This window comes from Corynebacterium sp. HMSC034E11, from assembly GCF_001835905.1.
Classification (GTDB): domain Bacteria; phylum Actinomycetota; class Actinomycetes; order Mycobacteriales; family Mycobacteriaceae; genus Corynebacterium; species Corynebacterium coyleae.
Genome location: NZ_KV826415.1, coordinates 198303 through 219422 on the forward strand (window position 1 = coordinate 198303; position 21120 = coordinate 219422).

Consider the following 21120-nt stretch of genomic DNA (forward strand, 5'->3'; position numbering starts at 1 on the left):
TTCCTCGCATCCCCACGTTCAACTCTCGCTTCGCTCGAAGTTGAACGAAGTGAAACGAGAGAGAAGCGGTGGGGTTTGTAGCTTCTAGTTTCTCTATAACGTTGTCCGGGCTGGGCCCTTGGCTCAACGCCAGTGTCTTTTCTGACTGTCATGACACATCCGGAAGTTGAGACCTGCGCAATAAACGCGCCGACGCTCAGTGCTTCCGCCAAGGCACGTTGTTGGCCGACACGTCATCGTCGACAAGCAATATGCCCGGGTATCAGACACGGAAGGGTGCGTGACCCTCGCGTACTGCCGCTGTTTATTTGCCATGGCCCCTTCACCGGTCTTCCGACTGGAAGGTGTCATGTTTGCCGAGCCACCGGCCGACTTCCGTCAACCCATGTCAAGGCAACCTGCGTATTAAAACACAAGGTCGCTACCAACGCAAGCCCGCTTGACGACGACAACCTGTGTACCCTTGTTCCCATACCGTGCGCGTCATCTATATAGGCGCACTCGGAACATGAACATCACAGTTGAAAGGACCGTCATGGCCGACCAGAACGCAAACAACACTGCAAAGAACACCCCAGCAACCACCTCGACCGCAACCGAGACCGAGAAGCAGCGCCCGCGCAACGAAAACCTCGAAACCGAGCACGGCAGCACTGTTATCGACGACAACGTTGTTGGCAAGATCGCCGGCATCGCAGCACGCGAAGTCTCCGGCGTCCACAACCTCGGCGGCGGCGCAGCCCGCATGTGGGGCGCAGTCCGCGAGTCCCTGACTTCCTCCACCAACGTCCAGCAGGGCGTCAACGTGGCAGTCGAGGACGGCCACGCATCCGTCGCAGTTGCCATCATCGCCGAGTACGGTGTCGCCATCCACGAGCTTGCAAACGCCATTCGCGAAAACATCACCGTCGCCATCACCCGCATGACCGGCCTGATCGTCGACCGCGTCGATGTCACCGTCCACGACGTCAACCTGCCGGAGCAGGAGACCGCAGGTGAGAACTACGACGACGGCAACTACCAGGCAGTCAACCAGTCTGTAAACCAGCAGATCCAGTAATCATGGCCAACACCCCCGTTACCCGAGAGGTTGCGGAGGGCGTCCGCGACGCCACACTCGCCGTCAACGGAGTAGCAAAACTCTACGGCGGCCGACTCGGCGAAATCGCAACCTACTTGCCGCACCAACGCATCGAAGGCATCCGATCTGTCTCACGCAACGGCAAAGCAGGCCTCGAAGTCCACTTCACCTTCGACGTCGCCTCAGGACGCAACGTCCACGAGGTCGCCGAAGACGTACGCGCCGCAGCACTGAGCGCTTCGGACGCCGAGTTCGTGGACGTCATCGCCGGCGATGCGCAATAGCAGCAACACGGGCTACGCCCCCGCACCTCACACAACAACCCGAAACGTGGTTTAACAATGAATCTCTTTGCCAACAAGGCACTGACCGGCGTCATCATCGGCGTCATCGTTGCCTTCTTCGTCACATTCGGTGGCTGGGCCGGCCTACTCTGGCTGCTGCTGTTTACCATCCTCGGCGGCGTAGTAGGCGCCCAACTCGACGGCCGCCTCGACCTAGCCAGCATCATCGGCAACGGAACCGGCCGGAGCAATAGCTGATGGACACTTCCTTCTACCACGTCAGCGAACGCACCATCGAGCGCGTGGCGGAAGTGGCGGCCTCAACAGTGCCGGGATCCCGCAACATCGACGCGAAATTGGCGGGCCTGGCGGGCCGCAGCCTTCCGCGCATCGAGGCACACATCGACCGCACGACGGGCCTTGTCGCCATCGATGCCGAGATTGCCACGTCCTACCCCGCGCCCGTCGCGGCGATTACGGACGCTGTGCGCGCCACCATCATCGCCCACATCCGCACCCTCGCAGGGATGGATGTCTCCCGCGTCAACGTCACCGTTGCCAACGTCGAATCGCTCGACGATGGTTCCCGCGTGACCTGGGACGATGTTGCGACCCACGATGCTTTCATCATCCCAGAGCCCATCCAGGTTTCTCCCACCGAGATCACGCACCCCGTGACCAACGAGCGCGAGGAACTGGCGCCGATCGAAGCGCGATCGCTTGTCGACGACATGCGTGCCGTCACCACACCAACTCCCCCAAGCGTGCGAACCCCGAAACCGCCCAAACCGGTCACCGTTTCTGGCGTTGACGTGCCCGAGCCACTCGAGCCGTTCGCCCCAGAGACGCCCATGCCCGTGGCTCTGCGCGCCCCGTCGCTGCCAGCGTTGCAGCCCCTCGCCCCGATCGCTGTCAAGGCGTTCGGGCACATGCGGCCGGTTGAGGTGCCGTGGCAGCGACCGTTGCGCGATATCACCGTAGATAGGCAGCCGCTCAAGCCGGTGACAATCCAGCCCAGTGCGCGCCCAACAAGCCCGCGCGGCCCGGCTCCGAAGCCCGTGGTCATCCCACAGGCCCCACAGCCGAAGCCACTTCAGCAGATCACGATAGAACCGGTGGTGAAGTACTATGACCGAACCAACTAGCGCCCGCCCAGTCGGGCCACACCCCGGCGACGAACCGCTAGGCACCCCTGCATCGCGCTGGATCGCAGTCCTCATCAGCCTGCTCCTCATCGCTTTAGCGGGTGTCGGCGCGCGTGACCTCTGGTACTACACCTACGAGTCGGAATCACCCGAGCAGTCCTGGTTTGGTCGCGCGTTTGAGTTCCTCGGCTCGTTCACCACAGAGATCCCCGCCGTCATCATTGCGTGCCTGCTGGCCTTGGTCGGCCTTGTGCTCATCGTGGTTGCGCTCAAACCCCGCCCGCACCGGTTTGTCCGAGTGAACTCCCCAGTGTCTATCTGGACCCGTCCCGTCGATGTGGCACGAAAGTCCACCAACACGGTTCACAGCGACCTCGGTGGCGAGCAAGTACGCTCCAAGGCGACCCGCAAGTCGGTCAAGGTACAGGTTGTCGACGACGGCTCCGGCCCCGCAATGCAAGAACGCATCACGCAATCGCTCAACAGCGAGCTCAAGAGCCTCGCCGCGCCTCCTGCGGTGTCCGTGAAGGTGTTGCCTAAGGAAACGCCTCAGGCACAAGTCACCACCACGGCGCAGTCGACGCCCGAAGTGTCCGACGTCCGTCCCCCGGAGGTGCACCGATGACCAAAACATTGAGCTTCTTCAACCGTCTGGTCACGTTCCTGCTCGGCCTGTTGATGGTCGTTGTGGCCCTATTCCCCATTGCGGAGTACTGGGAAATCCCGTACCTGAGCGATTTCCTCCGCGACATCGACCGCAGCCGCGTGACGTACCTCGCCTACGAGGACTGGTATACCAAGGCGCTTATCGCCGCCGCTATTGTCCTGGCCGTGTTGGGATTGTGGATCTTGCTTGCAAATCTACGCTCCCGCGCGTTCTCCAACGGCAACATCGTGCCAGCCGATGCCGCGCACGGTGACACGGTAATCAACGTTCAGCGCGTCGCCGAGGCAGCCTGCAACACCATCCAGCGTCTCGACGAAGTCCAACGCGCCGACAGCCGCGTCGCTATGGTCGGCCAACGCCCGACCGTCACGTTCACCGTCACCGCGAACCCGAACTACCCGTTGGAAAGCGCCATCCGCGCTATCGAGGCCGCAGACGACGATTTCCGGCTCGCAAGCCACACCATGGACATCGATACCGTATGGAAGCTGCAATTCGATAGGATCTCCGCCTAAACGCGGCTTCGCGGCTGTCTAGGCTTCCTCCTGAACTTCCAGCGGCAACACCGCGGTAACTCGCCCCAGCACCACCGGCTCCCCGCCGCAGGCTGGGGCGATTGTCATGTCCGCCCCCGCCTCGCATTGAAGAATGCGTGCCCAGGCGAAGGTATCCACGTCAACATCACGACGCGCCTGTACCCAACGACGGATCCGGCTGCCGACCACAGCCCTTGCTCCATCTTCCAGCGCCACCAACCACCGGTTCGCTCCTACGCTATCTTGCAGCAATCCCGCCAACGAGCGACTCTCCCCCGGCGTAAAAAGCTTCAAATGACGGACAATCCCCAGCCGATGTTCCACCCCCTCCACATCAGTTAACACGAGCGGTAACCCCGGACCGGTACGTCGCATCGACGCATACCGCCACACCGACGGCATTCGCCCTGGGTGCGCCGCGCTTCGCACCACCACATTTCCGTCCACCAAGGTAACCTGCAGGTGCGGTTCGACGGTGGTGAAGGTAATGGGGGCGGAGGTGTTGTCGACAAGCGAAGGATGCTCCTGAGAGAGCTGCTGAAGAACTGCGAGCGCCTCTGCGTCAGTTGAGTCCCACCCCAGCCCACGATTGCCCAGTACCCCAAATAATTGGCCGAGGCTCAAATCTGGTTGCCCCTCCCAAACCTCTTGAAGCGCGGCCAGAATCTTCGGGATACGTGTTGGGTCCTGCACGCCTCAGACCATAAACCACCCTCAGGGCATGCAAAAGGCCGCCTCTCCCAAACGGGAGAGGCGGCCTTGGCGTTTATCCGACGGTTACGTCAGATCGACTCGAATTAGTCGAGGATCTTGGTAACGCGGCCAGCGCCGACGGTGCGGGAGCCCTCGCGGATAGCGAAGCGCAGACCCTCGTCCATAGCGACCGGCTGGATGAGCTCGACGGTCATGTCGACGTTGTCGCCCGGCATAACCATCTCGGTGCCCTCCGGCAGCTTCACAACACCGGTCACGTCGGTGGTGCGGAAGTAGAACTGCGGACGGTAGTTGTCGAAGAACGGGGTGTGACGGCCGCCCTCGTCCTTGGACAGCACGTAGACGGAGCCCTCGAACTTGGTGTGCGGGGTGTAAGCGCCCGGCTTGATGATGACCTGGCCGCGCTCGACGTCCTCGCGCTTCAGACCACGCAGCAGCAGTGCAGCGTTGTCGCCAGCCTCAGCGGTGTCGAGAAGCTTGTTGAACATCTCGATGGAGGTGACGGTGGTCTTCTGGGACTTCTCGCGGATACCGATGATCTCGACCTCGTCGTTGAGGTTGAGGACGCCACGCTCCACACGACCGGTAACCACGGTGCCGCGGCCGGAAATGGTGAAGATGTCCTCGATCGGCATCAGGAACGGCTTGTCGGTCTCGCGCTCCGGATCCGGGATGGAGTCATCGCAAGCCTGCATGAGGTCGACGATGGACTGAACCCACTTCTCATCGCCCTCGAGAGCCTTGAGAGCGGAGATGTGGACGATCGGTGCTTCCTCGTCGTAGTCCTGCTCAGCCAGCAGCTCGCGGACCTCCATCTCGACGAGCTCGATGATCTCTTCGTCGTCGACCATGTCGCACTTGTTCAGTGCAACGAGGATGTACGGAACGCCAACCTGGCGAGCGAGCAGAACGTGCTCACGGGTCTGCGGCATCGGGCCGTCGGTAGCAGCAACCACGAGGATTGCGCCGTCCATCTGAGCAGCGCCGGTAATCATGTTCTTGATGTAGTCGGCGTGGCCCGGGGCGTCGACGTGTGCGTAGTGACGCTTCGGGGTGTTGTACTCCACGTGGGAGATGTTGATGGTAATGCCGCGCTCGCGCTCCTCCGGAGCCTTATCGATCATCGCGTAGTCGAAGGCCTTGTTCTCCTCCGGGTACTGGTCTGCCAGTACCTTGGTGATCGCAGCGGTGGTGGTGGTCTTGCCGTGGTCGACGTGACCAATGGTGCCGATGTTCACGTGCGGCTTAGTGCGCTCGAACTTTTCCTTTGCCACTGATTGTCCTCCTGGACTTCATGGTGGCTACGACCTTCGCAGCCACGTGGTTTGCTTACGCCCAACCGCTACAGCCCAAAACGGATATAGCGACGGGAGCCATTTCACAATGTGCCAGTTACAAGATCCTAGGTTCAAAAAGGCCGTTTTTCAAACTGGCCGATCCGATTCCCCGGACCAACCTAGAGGGTAACGGCCGGCTCAGACAACGCCCGTTGTTGCGTTGCCTCAGCGCGACCGCTACCCCGCTAGGGGTTCTCCCTTATACGCCAGCTGCTGGCACGCAGCTGGCGGGAGAGGGCGGCTTAGTTGCCGTTGCGCTTCTCGATGATCTCCTGCGCGACGCTCTGCGGAACCTCAGCGTAGGAGTCGAACACCATGGTGAAGTTCGCACGGCCAGCGGTCGAGGAACGCAGGTCGCCGATGTAGCCGAACATCTCGGACAGCGGCACCTTCGCACGGACGACCTTTGCGCCGGAGCGATCTTCCATGGCGTAGACCTGGCCACGGCGGGAGCTGATGTCACCGTTAACGGTGCCCATGTACTCCTCCGGGGTCACGACCTCAACAGCCATGACCGGCTCAAGCAGAACCGGCTTCGCCTTAGCAACAGCTTCCTTGAGGACCTGGGAGCCAGCGATCTTAAACGCCATTTCCGAAGAGTCGACGTCGTGGTAAGCGCCGTCCTCGAGGGTGGCCTTGATGTTCACCAGCGGGTAGCCAGCGAGGTAGCCGTACTGCATTGCGTCCTGGATACCAGCGTCGACGGACGGGATGTATTCCTTCGGCACGCGACCACCGGTGACGGCGTTCTCGAACTTGTAGGTTGCGGACTCGCCCTCTTCCAGGGTCTCCGGATCCGGGTTGTACGGCTCGATGGTGACGATGACCTTTGCGAACTGGCCCGAACCACCGGTCTGCTTCTTGTGGGTGAAGTCGAGGGACTCGACCTTCTTGCGAATGGTCTCGCGGTAAGCAACCTGCGGGGAACCGATGTTTGCCTCAACCTTGAACTCGCGCTTCATGCGGTCCACCAGCACGTCGAGGTGGAGCTCGCCCATGCCGCCGATGACGGTCTGGCCGGTCTCTTCGTCGAGCTGGACGGTGAAGGTCGGGTCCTCTTCAGCAAGCTTCTGAATAGCGGTACCGAGCTTCTCCTGGTCAGCTTTGGTCTTCGGCTCGATGGCCACCTGGATAACCGGGTCCGGGAAGTCCATGGACTCGAGGATGATCGGGTGATCCGGGTTGCACAGGGTGTCGCCGGTCGTAGTTTCCTTCAGGCCGATGAACGCGTAGATGTTGCCGGCGTCTGCGTGCTCGACCGGGTTCTCCTTGTTCGCGTGCATCTGGAAGAGCTTGCCCACGCGCTCCTTCTTGGACTTCGTGGAGTTGAGCATCTGCTCGCCCGGAATAGCCTGGCCGGAGTAGACGCGCACGTAGGTGAGCTTGCCGAAGAACGGGTGCACGGCGATCTTGAAGGCCAGTGCGGAGAACGGCTCTTCGACGGACGGCTTACGGAAGAGTTCCTCGGAGCCGTCGACGGAGGTGCCACGCACCTCGCCGATGTCCAGCGGGCTCGGCAGGTAGTCAACAACAGCGTCGAGGATCGGCTCGATGCCCTTGTTGCGGTATGCGGTACCGCAGAACACCGGGTAGATCTCGGAGTTCACGGTGAGCTTGCGGATGGCGCCCTTGATTTCCTCGATGGTGAGTTCTTCGCCACCGAAGTACTTCTCCATGAGCTCTTCGTCGGACTCGGCAACGGTCTCGAGAAGCTTCTCGCGGTACTCTTCTGCGAGCTCCTTGAGGTCCTCCGGGATCTCGGTGATCTGAGGCGGCGTGCCGGTCTCGACCTTGCCCGGCCACTGCAGAGCCTTCATCTCGAGCAGATCGACGACGCCGTCGAAGTCGTCCTCAGCGCCGATCGGAATCTGCATTACCAACGGCTTAGCGCCGAGGCGGTCGACAATGGTGCCGACGGTGTAGAAGAAGTCTGCACCCAGCTTGTCCATCTTGTTGACGAAGCAGATACGCGGGACGTCGTACTTCGCAGCCTGACGCCACACCTGCTCGGACTGCGGCTCAACGCCTTCCTTGCCGTCGAACACGGCGACAGCACCATCGAGCACGCGCAGGGAGCGCTCCACCTCAACGGTGAAGTCCACGTGACCCGGGGTGTCAATGATGTTGATCTGGTTGTTGTTCCAGAAACAGGTCACAGCTGCGGACGTAATGGTGATGCCGCGCTCTTTCTCCTGATCCATCCAGTCGGTGGTTGCGCCACCGTCGTGGGTTTCGCCGACCTTGCGGTTGATGCCCGTGTAGAACAGGATGCGCTCGGTGGTGGTGGTCTTACCGGCGTCAATGTGGGCCATGATGCCGATGTTGCGGACCTTGTGCAGGTCCTTAAGCACTTCTTGTGCCACGTTTGTTACCCCAACTTAATGTCGTCGACGCGGTGAAGCGTCTTTGTCGGTTAGTTGTCGTTAGTCAATTCTGCCACTTTGTTGCTCAAATGGCAGCGCGAGCTTGTGCTTATCGACGAAAACCCCGAAAACGCGGGCCCCACGAGGGGACACATATGCAGTTTCGGGGTTTGCCGACGATCATCTCGCTTCCAGCTCTTACCAGCGGTAGTGGGCGAAGGCGCGGTTGGCCTCTGCCATCTTGTGGACATCCTCGCGACGCTTCACGGATGCGCCGAGACCGTTGGAAGCATCCAGGATCTCGTTGGCGAGACGCTCGATCATCGAGTTCTCACGACGCTGGCGGGTAAAGGGGACCAGCCAACGCAGGGCGAGAGTGGTGGAGCGCTCCGGCTTGACGTCAACCGGGACCTGGTAGGTTGCGCCACCAACACGGCGGGAGCGAACCTCGAGGTCCGGGCGAACGTTGCCGATAGCCTTTTCCAGGGTGCCCACCGGATCGGTGCCGGTCTTCTCGCGGCAGATCTCGAGTGCGCCGTAGACGATGCGCTCGGCGGTGGACTTCTTGCCGTCCTGCAGGATCTTGTTCACAAGCTGGGTGACCAGCTCGGACTCGTATACCGGATCCTTAACGATGGGACGCTTCGGTGCTTGCTGCTTACGCATTGATTACTGTCCCTTCTTCGCGCCGTAGCGGGAACGTGCCTGCTTACGGTCCTTCACTGCCTGGGTATCGAGGGCGCCACGAACGATCTTGTAGCGCACACCCGGGAGGTCCTTCACACGGCCGCCGCGCACGAGCACCATGGAGTGCTCCTGCAGGTTGTGGCCCTCGCCCGGAATGTAAGCGGAAACCTCAACACCGGAGGTCAGGCGCACACGGGCGACCTTACGAAGTGCAGAGTTCGGCTTCTTCGGGGTGGTGGTGTACACGCGGGTGCACACGCCGCGGCGCTGCGGAGAGCCCTTCAGCGCAGCAGTAGCCACCTTCGCGCTCTTGGAGTGGCGGCCCTTGCGGACCAGCTGCTGAATAGTAGGCATTCAAGCCCTTTCTGTTCGCGCGTCCCGCTCACACATGGCCATACATGCAAAAATAGGGGCTCTTCTTCCGGGGCCCTGCCGTTTGCATGAACTACCTAGTGAACGAGTCGCATGGAGTTCGTTTAACTTCGCACCGATTCACACGGGCGAAACCTCAGATAATTTACAACACGCCAAGGCATGACGGCAAATCCGTGCTAGCTTTCGTGGCATGAGCGATGCGAACCTCCCCCGTAAGCGACTGAGCAGCGCGGAACGCGACCGTGCCGCCGCCTTCCTTCACGATGCATTCGTCGATGGACAGCTCTCCGTCAACGAGTTCGACGAGCGCTCTCGCATGCTCTACGAGGCAACCTTTGTCGATGAGCTTCCTGCGCTTATCGACGATCTCTCCCCCGTCACCGCCCAACCCCATCCTCCGGCCCAGCGCCCTTCAGGAGTGAGGAACTACGTCACCGGCGAATCCGGCGGCTCCGGCTTCAGCCTTGCAGTCATGGGAGGCAGCGAGCGAGGCGGCGACTGGTTGGTAGCTCCGACGCACACCTCCTTCACCGTGATGGGCGGAAGCTCAATCGATCTGCGCGAGGCGAGGTTGAGTTCTCACGAGACCGAGATCAACGCATTCGCCATCATGGGTGGCATCGAGATCATCGTGCCAGACGATGTCCGAGTCGTCGATGCAGGAATTGGAATCATGGGTGGTTTCGGGGTGGAAACCCACTCGTCGTGCAGGTTTTCTCTCGCTGAGATTCCCGCCGATGCTCCGGTCATCCATGTTCGCGGGCTCGCACTCATGGGTGGCGTAGGAATCGTGCGCGCAGCCCGTGGTGCTCACATTTAGTATCAGCACAACAAAAAGCCCGGCCTCCCCTCAGCGGGGATGCCGGGCTTTGAAGCAGACCTAGCTAAGCCAGAATGCTGGGGCTGCCTTTAGAGCTCCTCGTAGCCGAACTCTTCCATCGGCACCGAAGCGCCGGTGAATTCGCCGTAGCCTTCGTCGCCGTAGATGGAATCGCCGAAGGTCGGGATGGCGTACGCCGCGGAGCGTGCCGCCTCGGTCGGCTTGACCTGGATGTTGCGGTAGCGGGAGATACCGGTACCAGCCGGGATCAACTTACCGATGATCACGTTCTCCTTCAGGCCGATGAGCTTGTCGGAACGCTTGTTAATCGCAGCGTCCGTGAGCACACGGGTGGTCTCCTGGAAGGACGCGGCCGACAGCCAGGACTCGGTAGCCAGCGATGCCTTGGTGATGCCCATGATCTCGGAGCGCATCTCGGCCGGCTCGCCACCGTCTGCCACAGCAGCGGCGTTGACCTGGCGTGCCTCCGACAGGTCCACGAGCGTGCCCGGGAGGAACTCGGTGGTACCCGAGTCGATCACGGTGCCGCGACGCAGCATCTGGCGGATGATGATCTCGATGTGCTTGTCGTGGATGGACACACCCTGGGTGCGGTACACGGCCTGGACCTCGTCGATAAGGTGCTTCTCCACACCGCGACGGCCGAGAACCTCGAGCACGTCGTGCGGGTCAGCAGCACCGCGAAGCAGGCGCTCGCCCACCTCGACGTGGTCACCCTCGCGCAGGCCACGCTCGATCATGGCGTCCGGGTTGGACTCCATCGGGCGGCGAACCTGGGCCAGGCCCTGGCGCTTGGACAGCTTCTCGTAGACCACCACGTCGGAACCGTCATCCGGGTGGATGGTCAGGGTCCAGAAGTTGCCCTCGTCCTCGAGAGTGATCGTGCCGGCCACGGAAGCGATCGGGGCACGGTTCTTCGGAACGCGGGCCTCGAAGAGCTCCTGGACACGCGGCAGACCACCGGTAATGTCGCCACCGACACCACCCTGGTGGAAGGTACGCATGGTCAGCTGGGTACCCGGCTCACCAATGGACTGTGCAGCCACGATGCCGACGGCTTCGCCGATGTCGACGAGGTGACCGGAGGCCATGGACTTGCCGTAGCACTTCGCGCAGACACCGGTCGGGGTCTGGCAGGTCAGCACGGAGCGAACCTTGACCTCGGTGATGCCGGCGGCCACGAGGTCGTCGATACGCTGCTCGCTCAACTCGGTACCAGCCTCGGCGATGACCTTGCCATCAGCGTCGGTGGCATCCGCAGCCAGAACACGGCCGGAGACAGAGGTCTCGACCAGGTCGTGGCGGGCGTACTTCTTCTCGTTGTCCGAGCCTGCGAGGGCAACGGCAACAGGAACCTTGACGCCCTGACGGGTGCCACAGTCCTCCTCGCGGACGATGACGTCCTGCGCCACGTCCACCAGACGACGGGTGAGGTAGCCCGAGTCAGCGGTACGCAGAGCGGTATCGGCAAGACCCTTACGGGAACCGTGGGAGTTGTTGAAGTACTCCATCACGGACAGGCCTTCGCGGAAAGAGGTCTTGATCGGGCGCGTGATGTACTCACCACGCGAGTTCACGACCATGCCCTTCATGCCGGCCAGGGTCCAGATCTGACGCATGTTACCTGCAGCACCGGACTTCACGATCATCGGAATCGGGTTGTCGTCCGGGTACAGGTCCTCGACGGCCTGACCAACCTTGTTGGTGGCATCCTGCCACAGCTCGACCAGACGGTCGTAACGGTTCTCCTCGGTAAGCGCACCCTTCTCCCAGAACTTGCGCTCGATGGCCTCGGCTTCCTTCTCGTACTGCTCGAGAACTTCGTTCTTGTTCGGGAGAATCAGCACGTCGGACATGGAGATGGTGACGCCGGAACGGGTGGACCAGTAGAAGCCAGCGTCCTTCATCTTGTCCAGCACCTGAGCGACGGTGATCATCGGGTACTGCTCAACCATGGACTGGATGATGTCGCCGAGCAGCACCTTGCCGCCGCCACCGCCCTTACGGACCATGGCGCCTTCCTGGTACGGGAAGTTAAACGGCATGAGCTCGTTGAACATGATGCGACCAAGGGTGGTCTCCATCATCCACGGCTGACCCTTCGTCCAACCATCCGGGAACTGCTCTGCCTCGATCTCCTCCGTCGGACGCAGGTGATCGATGCGCACCTTGATCGGTGCCTGCAGGCCAAGCACGCCCAGGTCGTAAGCCATGATGGCCTCACGGTAGGACGAGTAGACGCCGCGCTCCGGGCCGTTTTCGTCGGCAGGTGCATATGCGCCCTCGCCGCCGATCTCCTGCGGGCCCTTGAGCATGGTCAGGAAGTACAGGCCAGTCACCATGTCCAGGCGCGGCATTGCCAGCGGCTTGCCGGACGCCGGGGACAGGATGTTGTTGGAGGACAGCATCAGGATGCGGGCCTCAGCCTGCGCCTCTGCGGACAGCGGCAGGTGGACTGCCATCTGGTCACCGTCGAAGTCGGCGTTGAATGCTTCACAGGCCAGCGGGTGCAGCTGAATTGCCTTACCCTCAACCAGCTTCGGCTCGAACGCCTGAATACCCAGACGGTGCAGGGTCGGTGCACGGTTCAGCAGCACTGGGTGCTCGGAAATCGCCTCTTCGAGCACGTCCCACACCTCAGGGCGCTGACGCTCCACCATGCGCTTGGCGGACTTGATGTTCTGCGCGTAGTCATTATCGACGAGGCGCTTCATCACGAACGGCTTAAACAGCTCGAGCGCCATACGCTTCGGCAGACCACACTCGTGCAGCTTCAGCTGCGGGCCGACGATAATCACGGAACGGCCGGAGTAGTCCACACGCTTACCCAGCAGGTTCTGGCGGAAGCGACCCTGCTTGCCCTTGAGCAGGTCAGACAGGGACTTCAGCGGACGGGTGCCCGGGCCGGTGACCGGACGGCCACGACGACCGTTGTCGAACAGGGCGTCAACGGACTCCTGCAGCATGCGCTTCTCGTTGTTCACGATGATCTCTGGTGCGCCCAGGTCGATCATGCGCTTCAAACGGTTGTTGCGGTTGATCACGCGGCGGTACAGGTCGTTCAGGTCGGAGGTGGCAAAACGGCCACCGTCGAGCTGGACCATCGGACGCAGCTCCGGCGGGATCACCGGGATGGCGTCGAGGATCATGCCTGCCGGGTCGTTGCCCGAGCGCTGGAACGCAGCGACAACGCGCAGACGCTTCAGAGCGCGGACCTTCTTCTGGCCCTTGCCCTCGGCGATGATGCCGCGCAGCTCCTCGGCCTCAGCATCGAGGTCGAAGTTGCGGATCAGCGTCTGGATTGCCTCGGCGCCCATACCGCCGGTGAAGTAATCCTCGTAACGGTCGACGAGTTCCTCGTAGAGGTTTTCGTCGATAATCATCTGCTTCGGAGCGAGCTTCTGGAAGGTGGTCCAGATCTCGTCGAGGCGCTCAACCTCGCGCTCGCCAGCCTCGCGCAGGTGCTGCATCTCCTTATCGGCAGCGTTCTGCACCTTCTTGCGGGCAGCAGCAGTTGCGCCGGAAGCCTCGAGCTCAGCGAGGTCCTCCTCCAACTTCTGCGCACGGTCGGCGATCTCGGAGTTGGTGTCGTCCTCGACATCCTTCTTCTCCATCAACATCTCCGCCTCGAGGGTGGACATGTCGTTGTGTCGAGCCTCGTCATCAACAGAGGTGATGATGTTCGCCGCGAAGTAAATGATGCGCTCAAGATCCTTCGGCGCCAGGTCGAGCAGGTAGCCCAGACGCGACGGCACACCCTTGAAGTACCAGATGTGCGTCACCGGAGCAGCCAGCTCAATGTGGCCCATCCGCTCACGGCGCACCTTGGACTTGGTCACCTCGACGCCGCAGCGCTCGCAGATGATGCCCTTGTAGCGGACACGCTTGTACTTACCGCAGGCACACTCCCAGTCGCGGGTCGGACCGAAGATGCGCTCGCAGAACAGGCCGTCCTTTTCCGGCTTGAGCGTGCGGTAGTTAATGGTTTCAGGCTTCTTCACCTCGCCGTGGGACCAACGGCGAATGTCGTCGGCGGTGGCCAGGCCGATGCGAAGCTCATCGAAGAGGTTTACGTCAAACACGTAAAAATTCCTTTTCTTTTAAGTGGTTGGCTATTGCGTTCGTTTGGTCGTCGACAAGCAATTGCTTTACGACGACCACCTGGCGCCTAAGCGGTATCCGCCGCTGCACCCTCATCGCGGGACAGGTTAATGCCGAGCGAGGAGCCAGCCTGATCAAACTCGTCGTCATCGCCGTCGAGCTCCATCGGCGTGCCATCAGTAGAGAGAACCTCCACGTTCAAGCACAGGGACTGCAACTCCTTGAGCAACACCTTGAAAGACTCCGGAATACCCGGATCCGGGATGTTGTCGCCCTTGACAATCGCCTCGTAAACCTTCACACGGCCGACCACGTCATCCGACTTAATGGTCAGCAGCTCCTGCAGCGTGTAGGCAGCGCCGTAAGCCTGCATTGCCCACACCTCCATCTCGCCGAAACGCTGGCCACCGAACTGAGCCTTACCGCCCAGCGGCTGCTGCGTAATCATCGAGTACGGACCAGTGGAACGAGCGTGAATCTTCTCGTCCACCAGGTGGTGCAGCTTCAGCATGTACATGTAACCGACCGAAATCGGGTACTTGTACGGCTCACCGGAACGGCCGTCGAACAGGACAGTCTTGCCGTCGCCGTCCACCATGACGTCACCGTCGCGGTTCGGCTTGGAGTTAGCAAGCAGGCCAGCGATCTCGTCGTTGGTCGCACCGTCGAACACCGGGGTTGCGGTCAGCGACTCCGGCGGGACGTCATACAGGTGCTCCGGCAGGGTCTCCAGCAACTTGGCGTTCGCCGGATCGTCCGGGTTCACCGTCCAGCCGGCCTTCGCCAGCCAGCCCAAGTGAACCTCGAGCACCTGGCCGATGTTCATACGACGCGGCACACCGTGGGTGTTCAGAATGATGTCCACCGGGGTGCCGTCAGCCATGAACGGCATGTCTTCCTGAGGCAGGATCTTGCCCACGACACCCTTGTTGCCGTGGCGGCCAGCCATCTTGTCGCCGTCCTGGATCTTGCGCTTCTGAGCCACGTACACGCGGATCATCTCGTTCACGCCCGGGGACAGATCGTCGTCGTCCTCACGGGAGAAGCGACGCACAGCAATGACCTTGCCCTGCTCACCGTGGGGCACCTTCAGGGAGGTGTCGCGGACCTCGCGGGCCTTCTCGCCGAAGATGGCGCGCAGCAGGCGCTCCTCCGGGGTCAGCTCGGTCTCGCCCTTCGGGGTGACTTTACCGACAAGGATGTCGCCGTCACGCACGTCCGCACCGATACGGATGATGCCGCGCTCGTCCAGATCCTTCAGCACATCCTCGGACACGTTCGGGATCTCACGAGTGATCTCCTCGGCACCGAGCTTGGTGTCGCGGGCATCAATCTCGTGCTCCTCGATGTGCACGGAGGTGAGGATGTCCTCCTCCACCACGCGCTGGTTGAGGATGATGGCGTCCTCGTAGTTGTGGCCTTCCCACGGCATGAACGCAACCAGCAGGTTACGGCCGAGAGCCATCTCGCCGTCCTTGGTGCCCGGGCCGTCAGCGATAACCTGACCGGCCTCAACGCGGTCGCCCGCGCTCACGATCGGGGTCTGGTTGTAGCAGGTGCCCTGGTTCGTACGCTCGAAGGTGCGCAGCATGTAGGTGTCGCGGCCACCCTCATCATCCATGACGGTGATGTAGTCGCCCGTGACGTTCTCAATCACGCCGGCCTTCTTGGAAATGACGGTATCGCCAGCGTCGTACGCAGCACGCTGCTCCATACCGGTAGCCACGTATGCGGACTCGGCGCGCAGCAGCGGCACAGCCTGCTTCTGCATGTTCGCACCCATGAGGGCACGGTTCGCATCGTCGTGCTCGAGGAACGGAATCATCGCCGTAGCCACGGACACCATCTGACGCGGGGAAATATCCAGGTAGTCAACGCCCTTCGGGCCGACGACGCCGATGTCGCCTTCCTTCAGGCGGACCTCAATACGCTCACCGGTGAGGTTGCCGTCCTTATCCATCGGGGTGGCCGCCTGCGCAATGGCGTAGCGGTCCTCCTCGTCGGCGGTGAGGTAATCAATCTGATCGGTCAGCTTGCCGTCTTCGACCTTCTGGTACGGCGTCTCAATGAAACCGAACGGGTTGACGCGCGCGTACGAGGACAGCGCACCAATCAGACCAATGTTCGGGCCTTCCGGGGTCTCAATCGGGCACATACGGCCGTAGTGCGACGGGTGCACGTCTCGCACCTCGATGCCGGCGCGCTCACGCGACAGACCACCCGGACCAAGCGCAGACAGACGACGCTTGTGGGTCAGGCCAGACAGAGAGTTGTTCTGGTCCATGAACTGCGACAGCTGCGAGGTACCGAAGAACTCGCGGATCGCAGCGGAGACCGGACGCACGTTAATCAGCGACGTCGGGGTAATCGACTCCGCATCCTGGGTGGTCATGCGTTCACGCACGACGCGCTCCATACGGGACAGGCCAACGCGTACCTGGTTCTGGATCAGCTCACCCACGGTGCGCAGACGACGATTACCGAAGTGGTCGATGTCGTCGGTGTTGATCGGGATGATCTCACCGGACGGGGAGGTCATCTCCGACTCACCTGCGTGCAGACGCACCAAGTACTCGAGGGTGGTAGCAATGTCCTCTTCGGTCAGCGTCATCAAACCGTCGTGATCGCCGCCGAGACCAAGCTTGCGGTTGACCTTGTAACGGCCCACGCGAGCCAGGTCGTAACGCTTCGCCTTGAAGAACGAGTTCTCCAGCAGGGACTGCGCAAGGTCACGCGTCGGCTGCTCGCCCGGACGCTGCTTGCGGTAAATCTCCAGCAGAGCCTCGTCGGTGTTGTTCACACCGTCGTTTTCCAGGGTGGACATCATGATCTCGGAGAAGCCGAAGCGCTCCGTGATCTGTTCCGTGGTCCAACCCAGAGCCTTCAGCAGGACGGTAACCGGCTGGCGACGCTTACGGTCAATACGCACACCAACGGTGTCACGCTTGTCCACGTCGAACTCGAGCCAAGCGCCGCGAGACGGGATAACCTTCACGGAGTGCAGCGGGCGCTCCGTGGACTTATCAATCGACTCGTCGAAGTACACGCCTGGGGAGCGCACCAGCTGGGAGACAACGACACGCTCGGTGCCGTTGACAATGAAGGTGCCCTTGTCGGTCATCAGCGGAAAATCGCCAATGAACACGGTCTGGGACTTAATCTCCTGCGTGTCGTTGTTAATGAACTCCGCGGTCACATAGAGCGGCGCGGAGTAGTTGATGTCCTTGTCCTTGCACTCGTCGATCGTGTACTTCACGTCTTCGAAGCGCGGCTCGGACAACGTCAGGCTCATGTTGCCCGAGTAGTCCTCGATCGGGGAGATCTCCTCAAGAATGTCCTCAAGGCCCGAGGTGACGCGTGCATCGTCGCCACGGCTCGCCTGCTCATTCTCACGCCACTCCGACGTACCGACGAGCCACGCGAACGATTCGAGCTGCACATCGAGCAAGCCCGGGACGGTAATGGGCTCGTTAATCTTCGCGAACGAATAACGTTCCGGAGCCCCCGGGATTTCAGCCATATTCATGGTCTGGTCTGAGACTGCCAAGTTGGGTCCTTCCAGCACCTCTGGCGGATGCTCACCGGCCCGCGTCTGGCTTCGCGGTCCAGCGGCATTTCCGCAGGATAAGTTAGCATTTGGTCTGCTTCGGAAGACCCGCCCCCAGAGACAACAAAATCACCTTGTCAAATAGGAAATTCTCATCCGTATGCACAAGGCTTCAATGACGTACTGGAGACGGCTTCCAGCGCAACGAGCAAGCTTATACAAAAGCTAACAAATTGTAAAGGGCCCTATCGGGCACTCAACCCCCCGCGTTACAACCCTCACGCACCCGTGCCGTCTGGTGCCGTTGTCCAAGTTGCTGGAGGGCAGCCTACCACCCCACCCGCGCGACTCGTCAATTGCGACGCGCCGAAACAACCGAACCAATCAGCCCCACCAGGGCCAACACCGCACCGACACCGGTGACAATCCACCACAACAACGGATTGGCCGCCTTCGGCTGCGCCTGACCAACCCGCTGCACAAGTTCCGTGACCTGCGCCTCGTCCATACGTCCGTCATAGGTCAGCACGTTCTGCACGCCGTTACCCTCGGCGTCGGCATAGTAGTCGTCGACACGCTCGTTGATGCCCACAACAACGCCCGTTTGCTCGTCGACAAGCAACTCGCGCTCCGCCGCATGAGTAAAGAACGTACGTTCACCGTCGATCGTGAGCGTGTTACGCGGATCGGCGTAGCGCTGCGCGATATTCGTCGGCGCGACCGTCTGCTGGTAGCGGTTGACGGTGCGTCCGCCGATCTCTTGCGTATCGACGAACCGCGCCACCGCCGAACCACGCAACACCGGATCAAACACGTCCACGTCCGACGCAGGCGCGGGCGACGGGAATTTCAGCCAAGCGCCGTCGACCGGCACTTCGGCAGCAGGCATCGCAAAAATTACCTGCGCCTGCGCCGGCGACAACGCCTCACCCGACACCCGATCCAACTCATACGACCACGTCGTCGCAGACACCAAATTCTCAAAATCCCCCGGAGCCTCACCCGCTCGCACCGAATCCCCCACACGAATAGCCGCCCGCTCATCCCCCGAAGGCTCCATCACCTCCAAATGCAACTGACGCGTCACCGGCGCCGACTCCCCCGCACGCATGCCATCCGGATCCGTAATCGTCCACGTCGCATCCCCCAACGCCAACGGCAACCGCTCCCCTGACAACAACACCCGCGGCGCCAACATCCCAGCAACCACCAGCGCAATACCCACACCAGCAACCAACGCGGCCAAGGAACGGGAAAAACGCAGCATGGTCCGAAATCTTAGCGCAGGACAAGCGAAACCCCCGCCAGCCGGTAAACGTACCGGTGGGCGGGGGTGTCGTCGAAAAGCGAAAGGCTCTTACTTGAGGGTGACCTTTGCGCCAGCCTCCTCGAGCTTAGCCTTAGCGGCCTCAGCGTCGTCCTTGGAAGCGCCTTCCAGGATGGCCTTCGGGGTGCCCTCAACCATTTCCTTAGCGTCCTTCAGGCCCAGGCCCGGAACGAGCTCGCGGACAGCCTTAATGACACCGATCTTCTTGTCGCCAGCGTCCTCGAGAACAACGTCGAACTCGTCCTTCTCCTCAGCAGCCGGAGCATCGCCAGCAGCGCCCGGAGCAGCAGCAACTGCAACCGGAGCAGCAGCGGTCACGTCGAAGACCTCCTCGAATTCCTTCAGGAACTCGGAAAGTTCGATGAGGGTCATTTCCTTGAACTGCTCAATGAGCTCGTCCTTGGTGAGCTTAGCCATGATGGCTTCCTTTCTTTAGGTGGGCGTCTGCAGCCCAGATGTAAAAGTTTGCTTACGCGGCTTCCTGCTTGTCCTGCAGCGCAGCGACAAGACGAGCCGTCTTGGAGGCCGGAGCCTGGAACAGGCCGGCAGCCTTTGCCAGAGAACCCTCGAACGCACCAGCGAGCTTCGCAAGGGTGGTCTCGCGGTTGTCCATCTCAGCCAGAGCGTCGATCTGGGAAGCGTCCAGGACGTTACCGTCCATGAAGCCGCCCTTGATCACGAACGCGTCGTGGTCCTTGTTGAACTTCTTCATCACCTTCGCAGCATCAACAGCCGCGTCGCCCTTGATGAACGCAACAGCGGTCGGGCCGGTGAGAAGATCGTCGAGACCCTCAATGCCCTGCTCATTAGCAGCGATCTTGATGAGAGTGTTCTTGGCGACGTGGTACTCGACATCAAAGCCCATATCGCCGCGCAGCTGCTGGAGCTGGCCGACGGTCAGGCCACGGTACTCAGTCAGCACGATGGAGTCCGCCTCAGCGAACTTCTCCTTCAGAGCTGCAAGTTCCGCAACATTCTTCGGGTTTGCCATGACACACGCCTCCTTCCGATACTTCATGTCCTTCAATCCGCCCGGAGCACCAATGAAAAATGCCCCGTGCAGAAGGCACGGGGCAGACGCAAGTCCAGCCTCGTTTCTCCTGCGTGGGTCGATCCCTGGAATGGGATACCTTCGACTCCCTTACGGAAGTGACCGACGGTCTTCGGTGAAACTTGAGCGCGACCCTTACGGATCGCTCAAACTTCGGTGGGTATCTTAGCGGGTTTCGCCGCGAGGTCAAATTGCCTGTGGATAAGCCATTGCTTTTCGACTGCTTTTCGACGACCCCACGCCCAGTTATCCACAGGCCAGGTGCAATTTCTGCGCCGGGCGTTTAGCGTTTTGGGTATGAATTCGTTCGAGGTGTTAGTGCAGGCGATGTCGGCCGCAGCGTTAGAGACGCTGGCTGACTTCAACCTTGAGGTTGCACTCGCCTCGGGCTTTGCACCCGATCGTGCGCGAGCCTGGGCGCGGCTGCGCGATGTGTACTTCGGGCGCACCAAATTCACGCGCAAACAGAAGACAGCAAGTTCTTTAGCGCGAGGTTTCTCCCTCGACGAGCTGGCGCTGATCGAGCGTCGCATCGCACCGGTCAAGGATGCCTCCCAGCGGTGGGCGCTGCGCCTGGCCTTGCTTGAGGTCGAAGGTGGCTACCGGGCGATTGAGGCTGCAGCCCGTACGTTGGTGCCGGCGGATAAGACACCGGCGGTGGATGCGGCGAAATTTGGCCCGTCGCGAAACGGCAAACGCACCCTGCACTTAACCTACGACGAGCGCGAGATCTCCGACATGGAACACGCCGGGCGGTTAGGTATTGATCAGGACCGTCCGGCTGCACCCCAGATTGCCGAGAATTTGATTGGGATCTTCTTCGGCGAGGGCAAGGTGGCTACTGCAGCGCCTCGTCCGACGGTGTTGGTGCCGCTGCCGGATTACGTACGCATCCTGGACGGCAATGGTGATGATGTGCTGTTGGCCATGACTGATGGCACCACCATGACGGGTGCGGAGTTTCTCTCCGCCCAGTTTGGTGATGCGTTGGAGGTGGCGGCGTTTCACCCGCAGGCCGGTGCGGTGAATCTGTATCGCACGCAGCGTTTGGCGAATCAGAAGCA

At 61.2% G+C, this 21120-nt stretch carries 18 protein-coding genes; 8 read left to right on the forward strand and 10 right to left on the reverse strand.

Features of this window, described 5'->3' with window-relative positions; all coding sequences use genetic code 11:
- Nucleotides 1-508 precede the first annotated feature (508 nt).
- The 6 genes from HMPREF2690_RS09390 to HMPREF2690_RS09415 are packed head-to-tail and all read left to right on the forward strand — an operon-like array spanning nucleotide 509 to nucleotide 3692.
- Nucleotides 509-1060 carry an Asp23/Gls24 family envelope stress response protein gene (locus HMPREF2690_RS09390; RefSeq protein WP_246819540.1) on the forward strand — a complete coding sequence of 184 codons (552 nt, stop codon included), beginning with the start codon at nucleotides 509-511 and terminating at the stop codon, nucleotides 1058-1060.
- Between the two features lie 2 nt (nucleotides 1061-1062).
- Nucleotides 1063-1365, forward strand: coding sequence for a hypothetical protein (locus HMPREF2690_RS09395; RefSeq protein ID WP_070820729.1), 303 nt, complete (start codon nucleotides 1063-1065; stop codon nucleotides 1363-1365).
- 57 nt (nucleotides 1366-1422) lie between these two features.
- Nucleotides 1423-1623, forward strand: a complete 201-nt coding sequence (locus HMPREF2690_RS09400) for a hypothetical protein (RefSeq protein WP_070422710.1) — start codon at nucleotides 1423-1425, stop codon at nucleotides 1621-1623.
- On the forward strand, nucleotides 1623-2510 hold the full coding sequence (locus HMPREF2690_RS09405; protein WP_070450619.1) for an Asp23/Gls24 family envelope stress response protein: 888 nt from the start codon (nucleotides 1623-1625) through the stop codon (nucleotides 2508-2510). Before HMPREF2690_RS09400 ends, HMPREF2690_RS09405 begins: the two co-directional genes overlap by 1 nt.
- Nucleotides 2494-3135: an Asp23/Gls24 family envelope stress response protein gene (locus HMPREF2690_RS09410; protein WP_070820730.1), complete on the forward strand. Its 642-nt coding sequence runs from the start codon at nucleotides 2494-2496 to the stop codon at nucleotides 3133-3135. The genes HMPREF2690_RS09405 and HMPREF2690_RS09410 overlap by 17 nt, the downstream gene beginning before the upstream one ends.
- Nucleotides 3132-3692: a hypothetical protein gene (locus HMPREF2690_RS09415; protein WP_070422707.1), complete on the forward strand. Its 561-nt coding sequence runs from the start codon at nucleotides 3132-3134 to the stop codon at nucleotides 3690-3692. The genes HMPREF2690_RS09410 and HMPREF2690_RS09415 overlap by 4 nt, the downstream gene beginning before the upstream one ends.
- An 18-nt stretch (nucleotides 3693-3710) precedes the next feature.
- Here the strand turns inward: HMPREF2690_RS09415 and HMPREF2690_RS09420 are convergent, their stop codons facing one another.
- The 5 genes from HMPREF2690_RS09420 to rpsL all read right to left on the reverse strand — a co-directional run bounded on the left by HMPREF2690_RS09420 (nucleotide 3711) and on the right by rpsL (nucleotide 9168).
- Nucleotides 3711-4406 (reverse strand): hypothetical protein, encoded by a 696-nt coding sequence (locus HMPREF2690_RS09420; protein WP_070815610.1) that lies wholly within the window; start codon nucleotides 4404-4406, stop codon nucleotides 3711-3713.
- 104 nt (nucleotides 4407-4510) lie between these two features.
- A complete protein-coding gene (tuf, locus tag HMPREF2690_RS09425; RefSeq protein WP_070422705.1) occupies nucleotides 4511-5701 on the reverse strand; it encodes an elongation factor Tu in 1191 nt (396 codons plus the stop codon).
- 305 nt (nucleotides 5702-6006) lie between these two features.
- On the reverse strand, nucleotides 6007-8127 hold the full coding sequence (gene fusA, locus HMPREF2690_RS09430) for an elongation factor G (RefSeq protein ID WP_070422704.1): 2121 nt from the start codon (nucleotides 8125-8127) through the stop codon (nucleotides 6007-6009).
- 198 nt (nucleotides 8128-8325) lie between these two features.
- Nucleotides 8326-8793 (reverse strand): 30S ribosomal protein S7, encoded by a 468-nt coding sequence (rpsG, locus tag HMPREF2690_RS09435; RefSeq protein WP_070820731.1) that lies wholly within the window; start codon nucleotides 8791-8793, stop codon nucleotides 8326-8328.
- Between the two features lie 3 nt (nucleotides 8794-8796).
- Nucleotides 8797-9168: a 30S ribosomal protein S12 gene (gene rpsL / locus HMPREF2690_RS09440; RefSeq protein WP_070422702.1), complete on the reverse strand. Its 372-nt coding sequence runs from the start codon at nucleotides 9166-9168 to the stop codon at nucleotides 8797-8799.
- 211 nt (nucleotides 9169-9379) lie between these two features.
- On the opposite strand from rpsL, the gene HMPREF2690_RS09445 reads away from it, so the two are divergent.
- On the forward strand, nucleotides 9380-10009 hold the full coding sequence (locus HMPREF2690_RS09445) for a DUF1707 SHOCT-like domain-containing protein (RefSeq protein WP_070820732.1): 630 nt from the start codon (nucleotides 9380-9382) through the stop codon (nucleotides 10007-10009).
- Nucleotides 10010-10098: 89 nt separating this feature from the next.
- Here HMPREF2690_RS09445 and HMPREF2690_RS09450 read toward each other — a convergent pair whose 3' ends face one another.
- The 5 genes from HMPREF2690_RS09450 to rplJ form a co-directional block, all read right to left on the reverse strand.
- Nucleotides 10099-14112 (reverse strand): DNA-directed RNA polymerase subunit beta', encoded by a 4014-nt coding sequence (locus tag HMPREF2690_RS09450; RefSeq protein WP_070820733.1) that lies wholly within the window; start codon nucleotides 14110-14112, stop codon nucleotides 10099-10101.
- An 86-nt stretch (nucleotides 14113-14198) separates the two neighbouring features.
- Nucleotides 14199-17696, reverse strand: a complete 3498-nt coding sequence (locus tag HMPREF2690_RS09455; protein WP_070482529.1) for a DNA-directed RNA polymerase subunit beta — start codon at nucleotides 17694-17696, stop codon at nucleotides 14199-14201.
- Between the two features lie 334 nt (nucleotides 17697-18030).
- Complete coding sequence (locus HMPREF2690_RS09460) at nucleotides 18031-18945, reverse strand: cell envelope lipid trafficking protein PgfA (RefSeq protein WP_070820734.1); 915 nt, start codon at nucleotides 18943-18945, stop codon at nucleotides 18031-18033.
- A 90-nt stretch (nucleotides 18946-19035) separates the two neighbouring features.
- A complete protein-coding gene (gene rplL, locus HMPREF2690_RS09465; protein ID WP_070422697.1) occupies nucleotides 19036-19422 on the reverse strand; it encodes a 50S ribosomal protein L7/L12 in 387 nt (128 codons plus the stop codon).
- 52 nt (nucleotides 19423-19474) lie between these two features.
- Nucleotides 19475-19996 (reverse strand): 50S ribosomal protein L10, encoded by a 522-nt coding sequence (rplJ, locus tag HMPREF2690_RS09470; protein ID WP_070422696.1) that lies wholly within the window; start codon nucleotides 19994-19996, stop codon nucleotides 19475-19477.
- A gap of 357 nt (nucleotides 19997-20353) precedes the next feature.
- Between rplJ and HMPREF2690_RS09475 the strand changes: the two genes are divergently transcribed.
- Nucleotides 20354-21120, forward strand: a 767-nt coding sequence (locus HMPREF2690_RS09475; RefSeq protein ID WP_083320362.1) for a hypothetical protein, incomplete at its 3' end; no start/stop codon positions are given.